Annotated in this window: 13 protein-coding genes; 6 read left to right on the forward strand and 7 right to left on the reverse strand. The window is 67.9% G+C overall.

Features of this window, described 5'->3' with window-relative positions; genetic code table 11:
- Positions 1 to 34 precede the first annotated feature (34 nt).
- On the reverse strand, positions 35 to 2,617 hold the full coding sequence (gene acnB / locus ACIQ1T_RS07405; RefSeq protein WP_395943891.1) for a bifunctional aconitate hydratase 2/2-methylisocitrate dehydratase: 2,583 nt from the start codon (positions 2,615 to 2,617) through the stop codon (positions 35 to 37).
- Positions 2,618 to 2,854: 237 nt separating this feature from the next.
- On the opposite strand from acnB, the gene poxB reads away from it, so the two are divergent.
- A complete protein-coding gene (poxB, locus tag ACIQ1T_RS07410; protein ID WP_395943892.1) occupies positions 2,855 to 4,573 on the forward strand; it encodes a ubiquinone-dependent pyruvate dehydrogenase in 1,719 nt (572 codons plus the stop codon).
- A 64-nt stretch (positions 4,574 to 4,637) separates the two neighbouring features.
- Here the strand turns inward: poxB and ACIQ1T_RS07415 are convergent, their stop codons facing one another.
- The 3 genes from ACIQ1T_RS07415 to ACIQ1T_RS07425 form a co-directional block, all read right to left on the reverse strand.
- On the reverse strand, positions 4,638 to 5,465 hold the full coding sequence (locus tag ACIQ1T_RS07415; RefSeq protein ID WP_395943893.1) for an alpha/beta fold hydrolase: 828 nt from the start codon (positions 5,463 to 5,465) through the stop codon (positions 4,638 to 4,640).
- 408 nt (positions 5,466 to 5,873) lie between these two features.
- Positions 5,874 to 7,556: a response regulator gene (locus ACIQ1T_RS07420; RefSeq protein WP_395943894.1), complete on the reverse strand. Its 1,683-nt coding sequence runs from the start codon at positions 7,554 to 7,556 to the stop codon at positions 5,874 to 5,876.
- Entirely contained in the window at positions 7,553 to 9,055 is a 1,503-nt protein-coding gene (locus ACIQ1T_RS07425) for an ATPase domain-containing protein (RefSeq protein ID WP_395943895.1), read from the reverse strand. The genes ACIQ1T_RS07420 and ACIQ1T_RS07425 overlap by 4 nt, the downstream gene beginning before the upstream one ends.
- Before the next feature lie 190 nt (positions 9,056 to 9,245).
- Between ACIQ1T_RS07425 and ACIQ1T_RS07430 the strand changes: the two genes are divergently transcribed.
- From ACIQ1T_RS07430 to ACIQ1T_RS07450, 5 genes are all read left to right on the forward strand, one after another.
- Entirely contained in the window at positions 9,246 to 9,422 is a 177-nt protein-coding gene (locus ACIQ1T_RS07430) for a hypothetical protein (RefSeq protein ID WP_395943896.1), read from the forward strand.
- On the forward strand, positions 9,416 to 9,655 hold the full coding sequence (locus tag ACIQ1T_RS07435; RefSeq protein WP_395943897.1) for a hypothetical protein: 240 nt from the start codon (positions 9,416 to 9,418) through the stop codon (positions 9,653 to 9,655). Before ACIQ1T_RS07430 ends, ACIQ1T_RS07435 begins: the two co-directional genes overlap by 7 nt.
- A 122-nt stretch (positions 9,656 to 9,777) precedes the next feature.
- A complete protein-coding gene (locus ACIQ1T_RS07440) occupies positions 9,778 to 10,386 on the forward strand; it encodes a hypothetical protein (protein ID WP_395943898.1) in 609 nt (202 codons plus the stop codon).
- Between the two features lie 250 nt (positions 10,387 to 10,636).
- The gene (locus ACIQ1T_RS07445) at positions 10,637 to 11,605 is read left to right on the forward strand and encodes a cation diffusion facilitator family transporter (protein WP_395943899.1); all 969 of its coding nucleotides are present in this window, start codon (positions 10,637 to 10,639) and stop codon (positions 11,603 to 11,605) included.
- 114 nt (positions 11,606 to 11,719) lie between these two features.
- The gene (locus ACIQ1T_RS07450) at positions 11,720 to 12,658 is read left to right on the forward strand and encodes a TIGR03571 family LLM class oxidoreductase (protein ID WP_395943900.1); all 939 of its coding nucleotides are present in this window, start codon (positions 11,720 to 11,722) and stop codon (positions 12,656 to 12,658) included.
- A 61-nt stretch (positions 12,659 to 12,719) separates the two neighbouring features.
- Here ACIQ1T_RS07450 and ACIQ1T_RS07455 read toward each other — a convergent pair whose 3' ends face one another.
- From ACIQ1T_RS07455 to ACIQ1T_RS07465, 3 genes are all read right to left on the reverse strand, one after another.
- On the reverse strand, positions 12,720 to 13,664 hold the full coding sequence (locus ACIQ1T_RS07455; protein WP_395943901.1) for an aspartyl protease family protein: 945 nt from the start codon (positions 13,662 to 13,664) through the stop codon (positions 12,720 to 12,722).
- Between the two features lie 63 nt (positions 13,665 to 13,727).
- On the reverse strand, positions 13,728 to 15,155 hold the full coding sequence (locus tag ACIQ1T_RS07460) for a sensor histidine kinase (RefSeq protein WP_395943902.1): 1,428 nt from the start codon (positions 15,153 to 15,155) through the stop codon (positions 13,728 to 13,730).
- Between the two features lie 66 nt (positions 15,156 to 15,221).
- Complete coding sequence (locus ACIQ1T_RS07465) at positions 15,222 to 20,729, reverse strand: hypothetical protein (protein ID WP_395943903.1); 5,508 nt, start codon at positions 20,727 to 20,729, stop codon at positions 15,222 to 15,224.
- Positions 20,730 to 20,732: the final 3 nt, after the last annotated feature.

Below are 20,732 nucleotides of genomic sequence, written 5' to 3' on the forward strand. Positions count from 1 at the left end.
GGACGGGCGCGATTTCACGCCCGCCCCTGCCCCATCACTCGGCCGCGGTGCGGTCCGCGTATTCCGGGATTTGGTCGAAGTTCATGTAGCGATAGACCTCGTCGCTGGCCTCGGCGATCACGCCCATCTCGGCCATATATTCCGCCACGGTCGGGATCCGGCCCAGCTTGGAGGCCACCGCCGCCAGTTCGGCCGAGGCCAGATAGACGTTCGAGCCCTTGCCCAGACGGTTGGGGAAGTTGCGGGTCGAGGTCGACACCACGGTCGCGCCTTCCTTCACCTGGGCCTGGTTGCCCATGCACAGCGAACAGCCCGGCATTTCCATCCGCGCACCGGCGCCGCCCAGGGTCGAGTAGTGACCTTCCTTGGTCAGTTCGGCGGCGTCCATCTTGGTCGGCGGGGCCACCCACAGACGGGTCGGGATGTCCTTCTTGCCCTTCAGCAGCAGCGAGGCCGCGCGGAAGTGGCCGATATTGGTCATGCACGAACCGATGAAGACCTCGTCGATCGGGGTCTCCTGAACCTCAGACAGCAGGCGGGCGTCGTCAGGGTCGTTCGGGGCGCACAGGACCGGCTCGGTCACGTCGGCCAGATCGATCTCGATGACATGGGCGTATTCGGCGTCGGCGTCGGCCTCGAGCAGGGTCGGGGCGGCCAGCCAGGCCTCCATGGCGTCGATCCGGCGCTGCAGGGTGCGGGCGTCGGCGTAGCCGTCGGCGATCATGTTCTTCATGAGCACGATGTTCGAGGTCATGTATTCGATGATCGGCGCCTGGTTCAGCTTCACCGTGCAGCCGGCGGCCGAACGTTCGGCCGAGGCGTCGGTCAGTTCGAAAGCCTGTTCGACCTTCAGGTCGGGCAGGCCCTCGATCTCGAGCACGCGGCCCGAGAAGGCGTTGATCTTGCCGGCCTTGGCCACCGTCAACAGGCCCTGCTTGATGGCGTAATAGGGGATGGCGTGAACCAGGTCGCGCAGGGTGATGCCCGGCTGCAGTTCGCCCTTGAAGCGGACCAGGATGGATTCAGGCATGTCCAGCGGCATGACGCCGGTGGCGGCGCCGAAGGCCACCAGGCCCGAACCGGCCGGGAAGGAGATGCCGATCGGGAAGCGCGTGTGGCTGTCGCCGCCGGTGCCGACGGTGTCGGGCAACAGCAGGCGGTTCAGCCACGAGTGGATCACGCCGTCGCCCGGACGCAGGGCCACGCCGCCGCGGTTCGAGATAAACTCCGGCAGTTCGCGGTGCGTCTTGACGTCGACCGGCTTGGGATAGGCGGCGGTATGGCAGAAGGACTGCATCACCATGTCGGCCGAGAAGCCCAGGCAGGCCAGATCCTTCAGCTCGTCACGGGTCATCGGACCGGTGGTGTCCTGCGACCCCACCGTGGTCATGCGCGGCTCGCAATAGGTGCCGGGCCGGATGCCCTGGCCTTCCGGCAGGCCGCAGGCGCGACCGACCATCTTCTGGGCCAGGGTGTAGCCCTTGCCGGTGTCTTCCGGTTCGACCGGCAGGCGGAAGACCGTCGAGGGCGCCAGGCCCAGGGCTTCGCGCGCGCGGCCCGTCAGCGAACGGCCGATGATCAGATTGATGCGGCCGCCGGCCTGGACCTCGTCCAGCAGGACTTGGTTCTTCAGGGCGAAGGTCTCGACCACGGCGCCGTCGCGCTCGATCCTGCCCTCGTAGGGATAGATGTCGATCACGTCGCCCATGTTCAGCTGGGTGACGTCGACCTCGATCGGCAGGGCGCCGGAGTCTTCCTGGGTGTTGAAGAAGATCGGGGCGATCTTGCCGCCCAGGGTCACGCCGCCGAACCGCTTGTTCGGGACATAGGGGATGTCCTGGCCGGTGGCCCAGATCACGCTGTTGGTCGCGGACTTGCGCGACGAACCGGTGCCGACCACGTCGCCGACATAGGCGACCAGATGGCCCTTGGCCTTCAGATCCTCGATGAAGGCCATCGGGCCGCGCACGCCGTCCTGTTCCGGGGTGATGCCGGGACGGGCGTTCTTCAGCATGGCCAGATAGTGCAGCGGAATATCCGGACGCGACCAGGCGTCGGGCGCCGGCGACAGGTCGTCGGTGTTGGTTTCGCCGGTCACCTTGAAGACGGTGACGGTGATCTTGTCGGCGACCTTGTCGCGCGAGGTGAACCACTCGGCCTCGGCCCAGGATTCGAGCACGGCCTGGGCGTTGGCGTTGCCGGACTTGGCCAGTTCGGCGACGTCGTGGAAGAAGTCGAACATCAGCAGGGTCTTCTTCAGACCCTCGGCGGCGACGGCGCCGACAACCTCGTCGTTCAGCAGGTCGATCAGCGGCTTGACGTTATAGCCCCCCACCATGGTGCCCAGCAGGTCGGTGGCGCGTTCGCGCGACATCGACGGGACCTCGAAGTCGCCGTGGGCCACGGCGGACAGGAAGGAGGCCTTGACCTTGGCGGCGTCGTCCACGCCGGGCGGCACGCGGTGGGCCAGCAGGTGGAGCAGCTCCTGCTCGGACTCGCCGGCCGGGGGCGACTTGATCAGTTCGATCAGTTCGGCGGCCTGCTGGGCCGACAGGGGCAGCGGCGGAATGCCGAGGGCCGCGCGTTCGGCGACGTGGGTGCGATATGATTCCAGCATGGACGGCCTTCCTTGATCCTGTCGCGACAAGACCGGCCATCGGCCCGCCAAACCGCGCGAGGCCTTTCCCACATACGGCCAGGGGTCGCAATAGAGGCGCCGGCTGGACCAATTGCTAAATGGGCGCGTCTCGACGAACGCCGCCATTGAACGTCCGATCCGGATTGCGCGTATTCGTTCAAGACCTGAACCGTCCATCCGTCGACATCGACGGAGATGTTCAAGCGGAGTGGCCCGATGTCGATGACCGTTGCTGACCTGATCGCCAGGACCCTGTCCCACGCCGGCGTACGCCGGATCTGGGGCGTCACCGGCGACAGCCTGAACGGCCTCAACGACAGTCTCAGACGGTTCGGCGACATCGACTGGATGCATGTGCGCCACGAGGAGACGGCCGCCTTCGCCGCCGGAGCCGAGGCTGCGGTGACGGGCGAACTGGCCGTCTGCGCCGGCAGTTGCGGGCCCGGCAATCTGCATCTGATCAACGGCCTGTTCGACTGTCACCGCAACCGGGTCCCGGTCCTGGCCATCGCCGCACACATCCCTTCCTCCGAGATCGGCCTGGGCTATTTCCAAGAGACCCATCCGCAGGAGCTGTTCCGGGAATGCAGCGACTTCTGCGAACTGGTGTCCAATCCGGCCCAGATCCCCGGCGTTCTGGCCCGCGCCCTGACCACCGCCGTCGGCAAGGGCGGGGTCGCGGTCATTGTCCTGCCCGGCGACGTGGCCCTGGCCAAGGCGCCGGACGGCGCGTCCCCAGACTGGAGCCCGCCGGGGCGACCGCGCATCAATCCCAACCCTGCGGACGTGGCGCGCGCCGCCGAATTTCTCAACGACGCCGGCAAGATCACGATACTGGCGGGCAGCGGCTGCGCCGGAGCCCATGATCAGGTCCTGGCCCTCGCCGAGGCGCTGCAGGCGCCGGTCGTCCATGCCCTGCGCGGCAAGGAACACGTCGAATGGGACAGTCCCTATGACGTCGGCATGACCGGGCTGATCGGCTTCTCGTCCGGCTATCACGCCATGATGGCCTGCGACGCCCTGGTCATGCTGGGGACCGACTTCCCGTATCGCAACTTCTATCCGACGAACGCGAAGATCATCCAGATCGACCGCGATCCGACGGCCCTGGGCAAGCGCGCCCATCTGGCGCAGGGCGTGGTCGGCGATGTCGCCGAGACGGTCGGCGCCCTGCTGCCGCACCTGAGATCGGGACGGCCGTCACGCTTTCTCGAGGCCGCCCGAAAACACTATGGAGACGCGCGCAAGGGATTGGACGACCTGGCCCGCCCCGCCCCCAAGGGACGGCCGATCCATCCGCAGTATCTGGCCAAGACCCTCAGCCGGCTGGCGGCCGACGACGCCGTCTTCACCGCCGATGTCGGCACCCCGACCGTCTGGGCCGCTCGCTATCTGGAGATGAACGGCCGCCGCCGCCTGCTGGGGTCGTTCAACCACGGCTCCATGGCCAACGCCATGCTGCAGGGCATCGGCGCCCAGGCGGCCGCCCCTGGACGGCAGGTCATATCCCTGTCGGGCGACGGCGGCTTCACCATGATGATGGGCGACTTCATCAGCCTGACCCAGCTGGGCCTGCCGCTGAAGCTGGTGGTGTTCAACAATGGGGCGCTGGGCTTCGTCGCCATGGAGATGAAGGCGGCCGGCTTCCTCGACACCGGAACGGACCTGCAGAACCCCGACTTCGCCGCCATGGCCACGGCCATGGGGATCAAGGCTTTCCGGGTGGAAGAGTCGGATCTGCTGGAGGACGCCCTGACCCAGGCCCTGGCCCATCCCGGCCCGGCCCTGGTCGATGTGGTGACTGCAAGCCAGGAACTGGTCATCCCCCCCAGGATCAAGGCCGAACAGGCCAAGGGCTTCAGCCTGTTCATGCTGAAGGCGATCATGAGCGGCCGGGGCGACGAAGTGATCGAACTGGCGCGGACCAACCTCTAGGTTCTGGCCGGACAACGAAACGCCGCCCCGCATCGCTGCGGGGCGGCGTCGTCAGGCGCGAAGCTCAGGACTTGATGAAGGCCAGCAGATCGGGGTTCAGGACATCGGCGTGGGTCGTCAGCATGCCGTGCGGATAGCCGGCGTAGGTCTTAAGCGTGCCGTTCTTCAGCAGGGCGGCCGACAGCGGGCCGGCGTCGGCATAGGGAACGATCTGGTCGTCGTCGCCGTGCATGACCAGGGTCGGGACCTGAATGGCCTTGAGGTCGTCGGTGAAGTCGGTTTCCGAGAAGGCCTTGATGCCGTCGTAGTGGGCCTTGGCGCCGCCGATCATGCCCTGACGCCACCAGTTGTCGACCACTGCCTGCATCGTCGTCACGCCCGGACGATTGAAGCCGTAGAACGGTCCCGAGGCGACGGCGAGATAGAATTCGGCCCGGTTGGCGGCCAGGCTGGCGCGGAAGCCGTCGAACACCTCGATCGGCAGGCCGCCCGGGTTTGCGGCGGTCTTCAGCATCAGCGGCGGCACGGCGCTGACCAGGACGGCCTTGGCCACCCGGTCGGCGTGACGCGCGACATAGTGGGCGACCTCGCCCCCGCCGGTCGAATGGCCGATGTGGACGGCGTTGCGCAGGTTCAGATGTTCGGTCACCGCCGCGACGTCGGCGGCGTAATGGTCCATGTCGTGGCCGTCGGACACCTGGGTCGACCGCCCATGACCACGTCGGTCGTGGGCGATGACGCGATAGCCGTTCAGCAGGAAGAACATCATCTGGGCGTCCCAGTCGTCCGAACTCAACGGCCAGCCGTGATGGAAGACGATGGGCTGGGCGTCCTTGGGCCCCCAGTCCTTGTAGAAGATTTCAACGCCGTCCGAGGTGGTGACGTAAGACATGGTGTCGTCTCCGGTTGGGAAGACCGCGGCGGGCGAAGACGCCGCCGAGGCCAGGGATGGAACGAGGGAGGAGAGTCCTAGCGCCGCGCCGCCGGCCAGAAGGCCGCGCCTGGAGGCCTGAAGCGGGAACGCGGGGGAGGAGTCGGATACGAAAGCCGTCATTGCACTGGTTCCGATGAGGGATCACGCGGTGCGGCCGCGCCCGTAATCGACAGCGACAGACTGGCCAGCTCACACGCGCCGGTCTTGGACCATACCACCGCGATTGAACGATCAGGCGACAGATCCGTCAGATCGTCATCGCCGGTTCGGAAGCCAGCGGAACGGTGGTGGATTCAAAGGCCGGCGGAACGGCCGGTCAGGTTGGGCCTGGACGTCGGCGTATCGATCAAGGTCGGGATGGCCGCGTCAGCTCACGTGGAAGAAGGCGTTGGCCAGTTTCTCGGCCAGTTCGACCTGTTCGAACGGCTTGCGGATGACGCGCTCTTCCGGCGCGGCTGCTAGCGCTTCCGCATCTGCATATCCGGTCGCGAACAGGATCGGCACCTTGGGGCGGCGCGCCTGCATCTCGCGAGCGAGATTTGCGCCGTTCATGCCCGGCATGGCGAAGTCCAGGATGACCGCCTCGATATCCTTGCGGAGTTCGAAGATCTCCAGCGCCGCCCCGCCGCTGCCGGCCTCGAGTACGGCGTATCCGAGGTCCTGCAGGTAACCCAAGGTGACCTCGCGTACGGCGTCGTCGTCGTCGACCACCAGGATCACCACATTTGCGGCGTGGGCTTGGGGAAGCCGGAAGTCGGCGCTCAGATCCACGACCGGCGGCGCCTCGGCCAGCGGCAGGAACATCTTGATCGTGGTGCCGACCCCGACCCTGGTCTCGATCTTGACGCCGCCACCCGACTGTTTGGCCAGACCGAAGACCTGACTGAGCCCCAGGCCGGACCCCTTGCCCACGTCCTTGGTGGTGAAGAAGGGCTCGAACGCCCGGGCCAACACCTCGTCCGTCATGCCCGAGCCGTTGTCGGTGACCGAGACCATGACGAACCTCCCGGCCGGTGGATCCTCGGCCGAAAGCGGCGCGCCGGTCTCGACGTTCTCGGTGCGGATCAGCAGCGTGCCGCCGACGTCCATGGCGTCCCGCGCATTGATGGCCAGGTTCAGGATCACCAGCTCGATCTGCGTCGGATCGATCATCGCGGGCCACAGCGCGTCGGCCAGTTCCGGCTCGCGGATCAGGACGCTGCCGCCGATCGTGCTCTGGAGCAGGTCCCGCATGCTCCGCACGGTGTCGTTGAGGTCGACTGAGCGCGGCTCCAGCTTCTGGCGACGCGAGAAGGCCAGCATCTGGGCGGTCAGCCGCGCGCCCCGACGCGACGCCTCCTCCATCATCGACAGCCGGCGCTGCTTGCGGACGTCCGTCTCCTGCTTCTTCATCTGCTCGACATTGCCGAGCACGACAGTCAGCAGATTGTTGAAGTCGTGGGCCACGCCCGACGTCAGCTGGCCGACAGCCTCCAGCCGCTGGGCCTGGCGCAACGCCGTCTCGATCTTCTCCCGCTCGACGATCTGGGCGGCGAGCTGGCGGTTGGCCGCCTCAAGTTCGGCCGTGCGTTCGGTCACCCGCCGTTCCAGCAGCGCCTCCCCGCGGCGGATCTCCTCGATCCGCTCGCGCGCTTCGTATTGCCGGCTGCGCCCACGTAAAGCCGTCTTCACGGCGCTGACCAGGGTCGTGGGATGAAAGGGCCGTTCGAGGAAGCTGACATTCCCCAGGGTCTCGGACAGCCGCCTGGCGAAAGGATTACGTTCGACGCTGCCTCCCCGCTGAGTGAGCAACAGGAAGGGAAAATCGCACCAGGAGGGTTGTCCCTCGATCCAGTGGGCCAGGGGCGAGACGTCGCTATGCCGCATCGCCTCGTCGACGACCACGGCCATGCCCGCCCCCTCGCCGATACGAAGCAGCAGGTCGGGCAGGTCCCGGCACGCCAGGGCCGGCACGCCAGCCTCTATCAATATCGTCGCTGCGATGACGGCGTCGCGCCCCGAAGGCGCCAGGATGAGGGCTCTCTGCGATAGGGCGCCGCCGTCGCTCATGCTGAGGCTTCGCCGAGCAGACCACTGCCCTGGCCGACGAAGTTGGGCACGCCGCGAAGCACGCCCTGAAAGCCGCTCAACGGTTCACCGAGGGTCAGACCCGTGGCCCCGATGGTGAACTCTCGAATGGTCTTCTCGTGCTCGCCAGAACGCTTCTTGATCACCGAAACGGCCCGTCGCACGTGTCCCAAGGCCTCGAAATAGCGCAGCAGCACCACAGTGTCCGCCAGATAGGTGATGTCGACCGGGGCCTTCATTTCTCCGACCAGACCGTGCTGGGCGACGGTCAGGAAGGTCGAGGCGCCCTGGCGGTTCAGATACTGCAGCAGTTCATGGATATGCAGCACCAGGAACTGCTCCTGCGGCATGGCCGCCTGATAGCCGTTCAGACTGTCGATCACGACGGTCTGGATCTTCTGCTCCGTCACGCAGCGACGGACTCGCGACGAGAATTCTCCCGGCGACAGCTCGGCCGCGTCAATCTGTTCCACGACCAGGGCGTCGTCCGCCTGCATCGCCTCCAGGTCGATGCCCAGCTTCTTCATCCGATCATAGAGCAGCCCCAGTTCCTCGTCGAAGATGAACAGGGCCGCGCGCTCGCCCCGCGCAACGGCGGAGACGGCGAAATTGATCGCGAACAGCGACTTACCGGTACCCGCAGGCCCCAGGACCAGAGCGCTCGATCCCCGTTCGATACCCCCGCCCAGCAGGGCGTCCAGTTCGTCGACGCCGCTGGACATCAGACTGCGCTCGAACCCGGTGCGATGTTCCGAGGCCACGATGCGCGGATAGACGTCCAGGCCGCCCGTCTTGATGGTGAAGTCATGATAGCCGCCACGGAACCGGCGACCGCGATATTTTATGACCCGAACCCGACGGCGTTCGGCCCCGTACTCGGGCGCCAGTTCCTGCAACTGGATGACCCCGTGGGCGACGCTGTGCACAGTCTTGTCGTTGATGTCCGTGGTGAGGTCGTCAAGCAGCAGCACAGTTGCGCCGTGCTTGGCGAAATAGTGTTTCAACGCCAGGACCTGCCGACGATAGCGCAGCGAGCTCTGGGCGAGCAGCCGGATTTCAGAGAGGCTGTCGATCACGACGCGTCGCGGCCGCCTCGCCTCGACGGATTCGAAGATCATCCGTGTCGTTTCGCCCAGTTCCAGGTCCGACGAATACAGCAGGCTTTGCTGCTGCTGCTCGTCCAGCAGGCTCTCAGGCGGCACCAGCTCGAAGATGTCTACGCCGTCCAAAGACCAGCCGTGCGACGTCGCCGTCCCACGCAACTCGTCCTCGGTCTCCGAAAGAGTGATGTAAAGTCCAGCCTCGCCCTCGCGCGCGCCTTCCAGCAGGAAGCTCATCGCGGCCGTCGTCTTGCCCGTACCCGGCGCGCCTTCCAGCAGATAGACGCGGTCCCGCTCCAGACCGCCGGCCAGAACGTCGTCCAGACCGTCGATTCCAAATCGCGCCTGCTGCGTAGACCCGCCGGCGCCGTGTAGGTTCATTGTTCTCATCACATGTTTGGCTGAGCCGTAACGCCCTGCGCGCCCTTTGGTTACGCGGCGAACTGGCCGAACATTCGGTTGTCCCGCTGCACATCCGCCGTTCGCTGCGTACCGAATTAATGCGCCCGTCAGACAAGGCGTAAGTACCCAGGCCTAGGCCGAGCCGTCTCCCACGAATCCGGCGTCACGCATGTTCGACATCATCGTACAGATTCTGACCCTGACCGGCGTGGCGGGCGTGGCCCTAATGATGTTTGCCGAGAACCTCTTCCCGCCCATTCCGTCCAAACTGATCATATTCTGGCGGCCTATTCCACGCGAGGCGCGCAGACCTGTTTTCAACGCGCGGCGGCGCGACCGGTGCTGAGCCTGGTCGATCAGGAGACGCGCCTGACGAACGCCGTCCATGACGACGGACTGATCGAGGAGATCGCGGTCTGGCTCCGCGCCCTGGGTCTGGAACTGGCCGGCGGCGTCGCCTTGCCTGTGCGTCGCATCTCCAGGCCGTACGGCCGTGCCGGGAATCCACCTGCAGGACGTGTCGGCGGCGGCCAACGGAAGCGGGCCGCCCTATCGCGTCCGACGAGCGATTCCGTCTAGGTCGAGCCGTCGCCCCAGCCGACCGGGTCGTTGAAGATCGGCTTGGCTGAGAAGCAAGGATCCGCCCCCGGATCCTTGCCCCCGGGGACCGGCCCCAAGCTCACGTCGGGCGATCCGCCTACATGCGGCTGGCCACGCGGCCCCAAGCGACGCTGACGCTGTGGGATGAAATCACGCCGCGCCGCCGCATGGTCGGCGTCTATGCGCCGGATATCCATCAGGCGGTAGAGGTGACCAACAGCCTGCGCCTGCCCTTCCCGCCCGCCGCCGACATCATGCACCTGGCGCGCAACCACATCCTCACCCAGGAGCCGTTTACCGGGCGGTTGACGCATGACCGTGCGCTGGTGCTGTCGAGCATTCGAGCCGGGCGTATCTATGTGTCGCTCGACGATATCGGGGTGGGCAGAGGGTTTCGATTTTCGGCATTGAAGGCCGACGCGACTGTCGACGCGCAGATGGGCGACGAGGTGACGGCGGGGCCGGTCAGGCGGTTCAGGGTCGACGCGCCCGAAGCGACACGCGCCCTGGAGGCTGTCATCCGTTTGATCCGTAACGGCCAGGCCGTGGCGACAAGCCCGCCGGGCGCGAGCCGCCTGGACTACGAAGACGCCCGACCCGGCGTCTATCGGGTCGAGATCGTCGCCCCGAAACGCAGCCTTCCTCAGGCGAAGAGCGACATAGTGTGGATCTATTCCAACCCGATCTACGTGCGAGCGCCGTCCGACTGAGGGCTGACGCCTCAAACGATCAGACGCCGGCCGTCGGCCCCGAGCGTCGTCGGACAGATCGGAAAGCCACAAGCCTGATCCGTTCGGCGCAGTATCGGCCCGACCGGACCTTGCCGCCACGACGGCCGGAACCGCAGCGCGGCCGTATCATTCCACCCACGCCCCGAGCGCTGTGGTTCGCTTCAAGGCCGTTCTCTTTTTCGCTCCATCGTCGGCTGCAACCTCGGCCGGCTGGGCGCAGGATTCCCAGATGACAGACGCTGCGACGACGCCTTCCCCCTCGCCCATCCGGGCGAACATCGTCCTGTTCGCCGCCCTGTTCGCCAACCTCGGGATCGCGGTCGCCAAGTTCGTCGCGGCGGGGATCAGCGGGTCATCGTCGATGCTGACCGAAGGCGTCCACTCCCTCGTCGACAGCGGCAACCAGGTCCTGCTCCTCTATGGCCAGCACAGGGCCAAGCGTCCCGCCGACGCGGTCCATCCCTTCGGTTATGGCCGCGAGCTGTATTTCTGGGCCTTCGTCGTCGCCATCCTGATCTTCGCCGTGGGGGCCGGAGTGTCGGTCTATGAAGGCTGGATGCATCTTCGCGACCCGGAGCCGTTGCGCGATCCGACGATCAACTATGTGGTTCTGGCCGTCGCCGCGCTTCTGGAAGGCGGATCCTGGATCATCGCCGTGCGTGAATTCGACACCAAGCGTCACGGCGCAAGTTGGTGGCGCGCCATCCGGCGATCCAAAGATCCCGCCGGCTTCATCGTCCTGTTCGAGGACAGCGCCGCCCTCCTCGGGCTGGCTGTCGCCGCCTTGGGCGTGTTCGCCAGCCACGCCCTTGGCGACCCTCGCATAGATGGCCTGGCCTCGATCCTCATCGGCTTGATCCTGGGTGTCGTCGCGCTGTTGCTGGCCCGCGAGGCCAAGGGGTTGCTCATCGGCGAGAGCGCCGATCCCGTCCTGATCGCCGACATCCGCGACCGCATCGCGGCCCGCCCGGAGATCACCAGCGTCAATCACGTCCGCACCATCCACACGGCGCCCGACGCCGTCTTCGTCGCCGTCAGCGCCGACTTCGAAGATACACTGACCCTGGGTCAGGCCGAGACGGTGATTGAGGCGATCGAGGCCGAGCTCAAGACGGCCCATGCCCAGTTGACCTCCATCTACATACGACCTGAAAAACGCGCCGACGCTGTCCTTCAGTCGATCGACGCCACCGACTGACATCCGGCGCATCGTATTATTCGTCCTGCGGGCGGCGGCGCGGGCGCGCGAACCCCATATGGACGGCGAAACGCCTCCAGACCCGTGCCCGCCGTCGTTCGAGACATTCCGCCAATGGTTCAAAACTCGTCGATCGCCGCCCGGCTGTTCCGGCCGGATCAAATGAGCCTCGGTCTCGCACTGCCCTTGCGAACCGTCGCCTCCGGTGAAGTCGATCTCAGGCGTCAGGTCGAGATCGCCGGTCTGGCGGAGGCCGCCGGTTTCGACGCCCTGTGGGTCCGCGACGTTCCCCTGAACGGCGACTGGTACCCGGAAGACTTCGGACATCCGGATCCCTTCGTCATGTTGGGCGCGCTCACCGCGAAGACCCGGACGATCGCCCTGGGCACGGCCGCCACGGTCCTGACGCTGCGCCACCCGCTCCATGTCGCCAAGGCCGCCGTTTCGCTTGATCGGCTTTCCGGCGGTCGTTTCGTTCTCGGCCTCGGGTCTGGCGACCGGCCCGAGGAGTTCGCCGCCTTCGACGTTCCTCGCGACCAGGGCCGCGAGAGGTTCCGCGACCACTGGGCCCGGCTCGCGTCGGCTCTCGCCCATCCCCAGCGTCTTGATGGCGAGGGCGATCCCGAGGTGGCCTATGCGCTCCGCCCGCCTCCCCTGACCGAGATGCCGCTGATCGCGATCGGCTCCAGCGGCCAGACCCTAGAGTGGATCGCCCGCAACGCCCAGGGCTGGGCGACCTATCATCGACCGCCCGAGGTGCAACGGGATCGCCACGCCCTCTGGAGGCGCGCGGTGGAGCGTCACGCGCCCGACCGTTTCCGCAGTTTCACCGTAGCCATGGGCGTGGACCTGTCACCCGATGCAGACGCACCGGCCGAGCCCGTTCCGCTGGGCCTACGTGCTGGCGCCAGGGCGCTGGTCGAAGAACTGCACCGGATGCGATCGGCGGGCGTGCACCACCTGATCCTCAATCTGCCCCCTGGGGAAATGACCGTGGAGCGACGTCTGGAAATCCTCTCGCGCCATGTCATCGAAGAATGGGCGCGGACCTGAGGGCAAAGTGGCGGCGCTGCGGCGGGGCTTCACGCGACAGGCCTGGTCGACCGACCGGCGCCTAGTTTGCCGTCGGCACTCGGATTTGCAGCTGTCCCTGCGAAAAATCGATCGCATACGCCTGTAGTGCATTCAGCAGGTCCGACCCGAGAATCAGGCTGGGGCGCCCGGCGGCCTCTTCCGATGAAGCGATCGGCGTCTCTGCGGTCGCCGGCGCGTCAGCGAAGATGAGGTCGATGTCGCGGAAGTTGACCGGCCCAAGCTTTATCCGTCCCACCCGTCCTGAACGGATCGCCGTCTGATGCTGGGTGGCGCCCCGGATCGTGCCGGCGGCTTTCAGACGCGGATCGTCGTCTGACCAGCCCAGCGCGCGCAGAGCGCCGCCAGAGGCGACGGATACGCCCGCTCCCGTATCGACCAGGGCGTCGAAGGCGACCCCGTCTATCTCGACCGGCACCGTCAACAGCCCCGCCTCATTCAGCCGGCCCTGCACCGCAACGAAGCCGTCCGGCCGAGCCGACGGGCCCAGGGTCAGACGATTGGCGGTCAGGTCGAACTCCAACCGTCCCTGCGAGAACATCTCCATGCCGACGATGCCGCGCGCCTCGGTCACATTGGCGTTGGGCATGGCCAGCAGGGCCACCCCTTCAACATCGAACAGATCGGTGGCGAACCGGTCCACGCCATAGAGTTCCGCCTGGGTCTGTCCGGCGACGCCGTTGACCGTCATCCCCTCGCCCAGTCCCGGCAGACCCAGTTCCTGAATCAGGGGCTGACCGACAAGACTCATCTGGGCCGCCGTGTCGACGACCATCCTGACCGGCGGCTGGCCGTTGAACCGAGTGTCGATGGTCGGCCGGCCACGCGTATCGCGATACAGGGGCGTATGGACGACGGCCCGGACGTCTGCGTCTGCGGCTGCGACCGTGGCCGTATCCGATGCGGGCGCGGCAGCGGGCGCCGCCTGGACGGCAAGGGACAGGGCGGACAGGGCGGCGGCGAACATGGGCTGGCTCCGGATTCTTGTCCCAGCCTAACGAGGCAAGCTGATCGGAAGCTGGCGCCCCGCTCACCCCTGAAGCATGGCATCCGACAAGGGCTCGAACCGCAGCGCGACCTCGGCGCCCCCGCCGGGCGGGGCCGTGACCTCGACCAGCCCTTCGTGCCGATCGATCACGGCCTTCACTATGGCCAGCCCCAGCCCATAGCCCGACCGACCGGTGGAAAAACGAGTGAAGGGCTCGAACAGGTCCTTGATCTGTTCGGGCGGAATGCCCGGTCCGTGGTCACGCACCCGGACCCAGCCGGCCTTGTCGAGGCGAACCGTCACCCTCTGTCCCTCGGCGGAAAAGGACAGGGCGTTGTCGATGACATTGCCGATGGCGGTCTCGACCAGGCCAGGGTCGGCCCAGACGACGTGCCGCGTCACCTCGCGCTCGAACACCAGGTCCAGGCCGCGCCGACGCGCCACCGTTTCGCGTTCGCCGACGACCCGCCCCGTCACCGTGACCAGATCGGTCTCGCGCATCGCCTCTTCCGCCTCGCCGATGGTCATCAGGGTCAGCAGCTTGTTGGCCAGATCGGTCAGACGGCGCACGTCCGAGATCAGCTTATCCTTCAGCCGCCCGTCGTCCATGATCTCCAGTCGGGTGCGCAGGACGGTCAGGGGGGTTCGCATCTCATGCGCCGCCGCCGACAGGAAGAAGCGCTGGCGTCGCTGCGCCTCGTCGACCCGCACGATCATCTGGTTCAGGGCGGTGACCAGGGGCGTCACCTCCAGCGGCAGGCCTCGCTCGGGAAAGAGGCCCTGAAGATCGTCGGGATCCAGATCGCGCGCCATGGCGGCCACCCGCCTGATCCGCCACATATTGACCAGCAGGATGACGGCGAAGACGACGAAGGCGGCCCCGACGGTGAACAGGAACAGCCCGCCGTAGCTCCAGATGAACTTGCCGTAGAGTTGGGCCGAACTGGCCGCCGCGCTGGTGGTCGCGTGCTGGATCCCGGCATATTCGTAATAGCTGCGCTGACCGCCGCAATCGGCATAGGCCAGGAAGCTCTTCCCGCTTCCGCCGATGTCGTTGCGCGCCGTGTTCACGCACAGGTCGGGATAGGTCGCCGACAAATTCTGGCGCTCCAGTCGATCGAAGGCCAGGCTGATGAAGAAGGGCGTCCCGTCCCCCTGCCGATAGTCCCGACCGTTGACCCGCACGAAATAGCGGAAGTCCGGATTATGGACGCGGATGTCGCGCAGCGCCGGATCCGCGGCCAGATCGCCGCCCGACCCGGGCTTTTCCCGTTCAGCGAAGGCGAAGCGGCTGAGCGCCTCGGACGCGCGCGTCGCCGTCCGATCCAGAGGATCCGCCACGCCGCTGGGCTCGACCGACAGCAGCGGACGAATGGTGAAGAAATAGACCCCGAACCCGACGAACAGAATGGTGATGAGGGCCATCTGGCCGAACATCGACCGATGCAGGGTCCTTAGATTGAAGCCCAAACCGTCCTCCTCGCCTGTCGGCGCCGCTTGCAGCCTAGACCGATGCGTCCCCCGGCGAAACGGCCCTTACGGCGTCCCGGTCTGCGGCAGGGGCGGCAAGTCTCCGAAGCGGGAGATCGACGCCCGCTCGGACTGGCGCTCCAGGACCGCCTGCAAGGCGTCATAGGCCTGACGCCTGTCAGAAGGATCCGGCAGCGACGACAGCACGTCGACAAAGGCGGCTGGCGCCAACGGCGGATCGCCGGGCTCCAGATAGGTCGACGGCGACGGATAGAGGGCCTGCAGCAAGGCTGCCTGCAGCAGACCTTCCGTCGCCTCGAGATCGCCGGCCCGCGCCGCCGCACGCGCCGCCGCCAGTCGCAGACCCGCCGACGGAGACGGCGTGGCCCGTAACTGCTGTTGCACGTTTTCGAGCGTTGCAGCGTCGAGCGATGCCGGACCCTCGTTGACCAGGGCCAGATAGAGGGACAGGTCGTGAACCGACATGAGGTCGCCTCCGAGTTCCGCCTCCAGTTCCGTGCGACGCGAGGCTCCAGCGCCCTGGGCCAGAAGCCCTCGGGCGACCTGGGCGTAGAGCCGCATCTGCCGACCCTGGGCCTGAGGCGACAGGACGGCGAGTTCCGCTTCCAGTTCCGCAGTGAGGTCCGACCGACGCACCAGCGCCTCGGCGACCCGAGAATCGTACTGGGCGGCCACCGGATCGGCCAGGGAGTCGATCAGGGCCTGGCGTGCGGCCGTATCCCCGTCCTCACGACCGCGAGACACGGTGTCCCGCCACAGGCCGCGCAGGATGTCGTGCGCCGCATCCGCCCCCTCCGGCCCTGTGATTAGGCGGTCCAGTGGACGACTCCCCGTGTTTTCGACCGGAGACCATTCCTGTTCCGGCCGGGCCAGGGCGCGCACGGCCGGGGCGTCCGGGAAACGGTTCTGGTAGGCGTCCCAGGCCGGGCCGAAGGCGCCGAGCATGTCGCCCGCGCCCGAACGCGGCTGTGACGCGCGCGTGGCCAACTGGCTGATCCAGTCGGCGTCGTCCAAATCCACGCTCGAGGCTTGCGCCACCCGCGTCGCCGCAGCCTCGTCGCCGGTCAGACGATAGGCCAGCCCCAGAACCGTGGCCGCTTCCTGGTCCTCGACATGGCCCTCGACATAGGGCCGCGCGGTCTCGACCAAGGCGGTGAAGTCGCCCGAGCGAGCCTGCAGCGTCATCAGCGCCGCCACATAGGCCGTATTGCCAGGCTCGAAGGCGACCAGTCGGCGATAGGCGGCCAGCACGGCCGGATCGACCGCGGTCTGGTTCAAGGCCCCGCCCAGGAAGCGCCGCTGGAACCGCGCGGTCTCCTCGCGCGTGGCCGAGGGCCGGGCCAGGAAGGCGTCGAAGGCCGCCTGCCGTTCGGCGGCGAAACGGGTGCGCAGCAGGGTCTGCAGCCCGATGTTGTTCTGGGCGTCCGCCTGTTCGATCAGGGCGGTCAGGGCCTCGAAGCTTGCGGCGCGGTCTCCGGCGAACCAGGCGCTCAGCACCTCCGGCAGGCGCGCGCCGTCCGGATAACGCACGGCGGCCGCACGGGCCGCCTGAAGCAGGACGGGCCGGTTCTCCTGAGGCGCATCCAGCCGCAGCAGCAGGCCGGTGAAGGTCGTCACGCTGTTGTCCGCATTGGGACGATCGCCGCTGATGTCGCGGATCAGCACCGTCTGCAGACGCTCGCGCCGCGCCGGCGAAAGCGGACGATCCAGCAGATAGGCGGCGATGGCCTCCTGCAATCCCGAAACCTCGCCGGCCTGTTCCATCCGCTCGACCAGGGCCTCGTAGAAGCCGACCAGCCGGTCCTCGTCGAACCGCGCCGCCATCTGCTGAAGCGGACTCGGGCCGCCGCGTCGGCGCGACGCCGCCCCGCCGGTCGGCATGGGGTCCCCGCCGCGCGTGACCAGGAAGCGGATCAGGCTCTCGTCGTCGATCAGCCGCCGCCCGGCCGCCGTCTCGAACCGGCCGAGACGTTCGGGGTCGATCCGGTACAGATCGAAGAAGACCGCGTCGCTGAACCCGGAGGCCAGCAGCGGCGGCAGGATGTCGTCGCGCAGCACGGCTGGCGAACCGAAGTCCGCAGCCTTCATAAGCAGAACGATCAGGCCCTCGGGCTGGGCGCCCTCATTGCCGCGTTCGCGCGCCGCGCGCCAGGGCGCGTCTTCGGCGATGGCCTGGGCGGTCATGGCGCGGATGCGTTCACGATCCTGCGCCTCGAAGGCCAGGACCAGATCCAGTTCGAACTCCTCGCTCCGGGCGACCTGACGACGCAGGTCGTCGAGGGGCCGGTCACGGGTCTGGTCGCGGACCTGGGCCGCCGCTGGATCGGCCTGATAGCCGGCGAGCGCGCGTCGATACGCCGGATCGCCGCCGTAGATCGCCTGCAGCGGCGCCTCGGCCTGGGCCAAGGCGGGCCTGTCCAGGGCGGCGGCCAGGCGCCGGTTGACCGTCACGGCCAGGGCCAGACGCGGCGCATCGGCCAGCTTCGGCCCATCCCCGTCCGCCTGGTCAGGCGCCTGGGCCGAGGCCTGGGCGGCGTCGAAGGTCGCGCGCCAGCTGGCCAGCCGGTCGGCGTCGTTCGCCTTCGGCCAGGTCAGCAACAGGCCTTCGATCACGGTCGGTCCATACTGGGCCGCATCCAGATTGGGCGGCGCATCGCCCACCAGCCGCGGCGGCTGGCGCTGGATCAGCAGGTTCAGGGCCTTCCAGTAGAGGCCGCTCGCCTCGTCGCCCTGACCTTCGGCCTCCATCAGCTCCGCCGTCCGCGACAGCAGATCCAGATTGTCCTGATCCTGCAGCAGGGCCAGCCGATAGCTGGCCAGGGCGTCGCCGTTGCGGCCGACGGCGGCATAGGCCTCGCCGCGCAGCCCCTCGACATTCACCAGCCCGCCCATGTCGCCCATCAGGGCGAAGGCGCGTTCGGCGCCGGCCACGTCGCCCTGTTCCAGGAAGGCGCGGGCCAGGTCGGCATAGACCTCGGGCGGATAGGGTTTGCGCATGGCGACCAGACGACGACCGTAGACGACCTTGCGCGCCGCATCGCCGGATCCGCTCTCGCTGGGCGAGGTCAGGGCGATCAGCTGGCGCAGCACCGCCGGCTTCTGGTCCCCCGCCACGGCGAGCGAGGACTGGAGCGCGCGCAACTGGGTGTCGAAATCGCCGCGATCCTGGCTGACGTCCCCGACTAGGGACGACAGGCGCACGTCGTCGCCATAGGTCAGGATCCGCTCGAGCGCCGCGCGTCGGGCCCAGCCGAGACGCGCCTGCACTAGGTCCGCCGGCACGGGCGAACTGCCATCGCCGCCGGACGCCAGGGTGTCGAGCAGACCGTTCACGGCGGCGACGAAACTCGCCTCGTCCGTCGCCGTCTCGGCCTTGTACTGCAGCAGGGTCGCGGCCTGGGCGACGTCGCCCCGCGCCTTCTGGGCTGCCGTATATTCCAGCAGGGCGTCGACATCGTTCGGCGCCAGGGCCAGGGCGCGCCGGTGCTGGACCAGGGCCTCGTCCAGACGATAGCCCGAGGTGTAGATCGAGGCGGCGAACCGCGCGGCGTCGGCGCCGTCCAGCCGTCCGGCGGACTGGATCCGCGTCAGAAACGCGTCGATCCGGGCGTTGCGCGCAGCCTCGCTCTCGGCCGGATCGGGGAAGCGCAGGATGTTGATGATCAGGCGGCGCAGATAGGCTTCAGCATTGGCCGGGTCGATATCGGCCAGACGCCCCAGGGTCTGGTTCAGGGCCGTATAGTTGCGCATCCGCGCCTGGACCGAGGCCAGTTGCTCCAGCGTCCGCACCTCTCCCGCGCTCGACCGCTCGGCATAGGTCCGCACCGCACGTTCGGCGCCGGGGCCGTCCTGCTGGGCGATACGGATCTCGACCAGCAGATTGACCTCGCCCTGGTCGGCGGTGCCGGCGACGATCCGCTGTTCCAGCTCGTCGCCGATGACGTCCAGACGGTTCAGCCTCTGGGCCGCGCGGATGATCAGCCGCTGCAGATAGGTCTTGCGCGCCGGCAGCTGGGTCCGGGCCCACAGTGTGCGCCAGCGGTCCAGCGCCTCTTCGGGCCGTCCGGCGGCATAGGCCAGTTCGGCGATATGAGCCTGCTGGTCGTCGTCCAGCACGCCGCCCGCCCGCTCGATCGACAGCAGCGTATCCAGCGCCTGATCCTGACGACCCAGACGCTCATAGTCCTCGGCCACGGCGAGCTGGGTCGTCACGTCGTTCGGCCGCAGAGCCCGCAGGGCCTTCAGTCCGGCGTCGGCCTCGGCGTCGCGGCCCTGGTCGATGGCGATCTCGACCTCGAAGCGTCGCACGGCCACGGCCAATTCGGGCCGGGCGCCGGCGTCGCCCAGCAGGGCGCGGGCCTGGTCGCCCAAGCCCATGGCGATCATCCGGCGCGCCGCCTCGATCTGGGCCTCGGGCCGGTCGCGGTTGGCGGCGAAAAAGGCGCGATAGACCTGAACCGCCCCGTCTGTATCGCCACGCTGCAGATGGAAAGCGGCGAGATCGTTCGACCAGCGCACCTCGGCCGGCTGGGCGCGGATCAGCCGGGCGTATTCCGCCTCGACCTCGTCGGTGCGGCCGGCGGCGCGCAGCACGCCGAGCAGTCGTTCGCGCAGGGCCGCCCCGCCGCTTGACTGAACGAAGGCGACCGCCGCGTCATAGCGGCCCAGTTCCAGCATGACGTCGAGACGGGTCTGGTCCACCTCCGGCCCGCGCGGGCGCGAGGCCAGATCGGCTTCCGCCCCGGCCAGATCGTCCTGCGTCCGATAGGCCTCGACCAGCAGGGCCAGGGCGTAGAGCCGGTCCTCGGGCGTCGTCGCCGCCGAGAAGGCGCGCCAGACGGCGGCGGAGGCGACCGCCCGGTCGCCCGCCGTGATCGCCCAGTCCGCCTGCCGGATCGCCACCGCATAGCCCTGCACCGAGGGCCGATACAGGGCCAGGGCGTCGTCGGACCGTCCCAGCAGCCCCAGCACGGCCGCCGCGCGATTGGCCGCCTCGGGCCCGGCCTCAGCCAGGTCCTTCAGAGCGTCGGGACGACGACCGGTCACGCCGATCACCGCCAGCCTGCGGTCGATCATGCTCCGTTCGGCTGCATCCCCGGACTTGGCCCGGGCGCGTTCGTAAAAGCCCGTCGCGGCGCCGGCCTGGCCCTGGACGTCGAGCAGGCGCGCCCGCAGCAGCAGGGCGTCGGTCGTCTCGCACTGGGCCAGCGCGGCCGCCACCGTATCGCCCGCCGCCTCGGCCTGACCGTCGCGCCATTGCAGCACGGCCTTCAGCACGGCGGCGCGGCAAGCGGCGGCCTGGTCCGGCGAGGCCGTCAGGGCGTCCAGACGCGCCATGACGCCAGCCAGATCATCGGCCAGCACGGCGCGGGCGTACAGACGATCGGCCGCTGCGAAATCCAGCCGGTCCGCGCCCAGCAGACCGGGCTCTATGGTGGTCGGGACACGGGCGCCGGACGCTTCTACCTGGGGGGCGGCCAGCACTGTCGTCGGCGCGACGCCGCCCAGGCTCAGACCCAGGGCCAGGAACAGGGATCGGGAGCGGAGGTTCATCGG

Source organism: Brevundimonas sp. (assembly GCF_044336875.1).
Taxonomy (GTDB): domain Bacteria; phylum Pseudomonadota; class Alphaproteobacteria; order Caulobacterales; family Caulobacteraceae; genus Brevundimonas.

Bases quoted from the DNA above. Each gene is read 5' to 3' on its own strand.
- poxB (WP_395943892.1), top strand. From the start codon at position 2,855: ATGTCGATGACCGTTGCTGACCTGATCGCCAGGACCCTGTCCCACGCC.
- ACIQ1T_RS07445 (WP_395943899.1), top strand. From the start codon at position 10,637: ATGACAGACGCTGCGACGACGCCTTCCCCCTCGCCCATCCGGGCGAAC.
- ACIQ1T_RS07425 (WP_395943895.1), bottom strand. From the start codon at position 9,055: ATGAACCTACACGGCGCCGGCGGGTCTACGCAGCAGGCGCGATTTGGA.
- ACIQ1T_RS07440 (WP_395943898.1), top strand. From the start codon at position 9,778: ATGCGGCTGGCCACGCGGCCCCAAGCGACGCTGACGCTGTGGGATGAA.
- ACIQ1T_RS07420 (WP_395943894.1), bottom strand. From the start codon at position 7,556: ATGAGCGACGGCGGCGCCCTATCGCAGAGAGCCCTCATCCTGGCGCCT.
- ACIQ1T_RS07465 (WP_395943903.1), bottom strand. From the start codon at position 20,729: ATGAACCTCCGCTCCCGATCCCTGTTCCTGGCCCTGGGTCTGAGCCTG.
- ACIQ1T_RS07455 (WP_395943901.1), bottom strand. From the start codon at position 13,664: ATGTTCGCCGCCGCCCTGTCCGCCCTGTCCCTTGCCGTCCAGGCGGCG.
- ACIQ1T_RS07430 (WP_395943896.1), top strand. From the start codon at position 9,246: ATGTTCGACATCATCGTACAGATTCTGACCCTGACCGGCGTGGCGGGC.
- ACIQ1T_RS07415 (WP_395943893.1), bottom strand. From the start codon at position 5,465: ATGTCTTACGTCACCACCTCGGACGGCGTTGAAATCTTCTACAAGGAC.
- acnB (WP_395943891.1), bottom strand. From the start codon at position 2,617: ATGCTGGAATCATATCGCACCCACGTCGCCGAACGCGCGGCCCTCGGC.
- ACIQ1T_RS07450 (WP_395943900.1), top strand. From the start codon at position 11,720: ATGGTTCAAAACTCGTCGATCGCCGCCCGGCTGTTCCGGCCGGATCAA.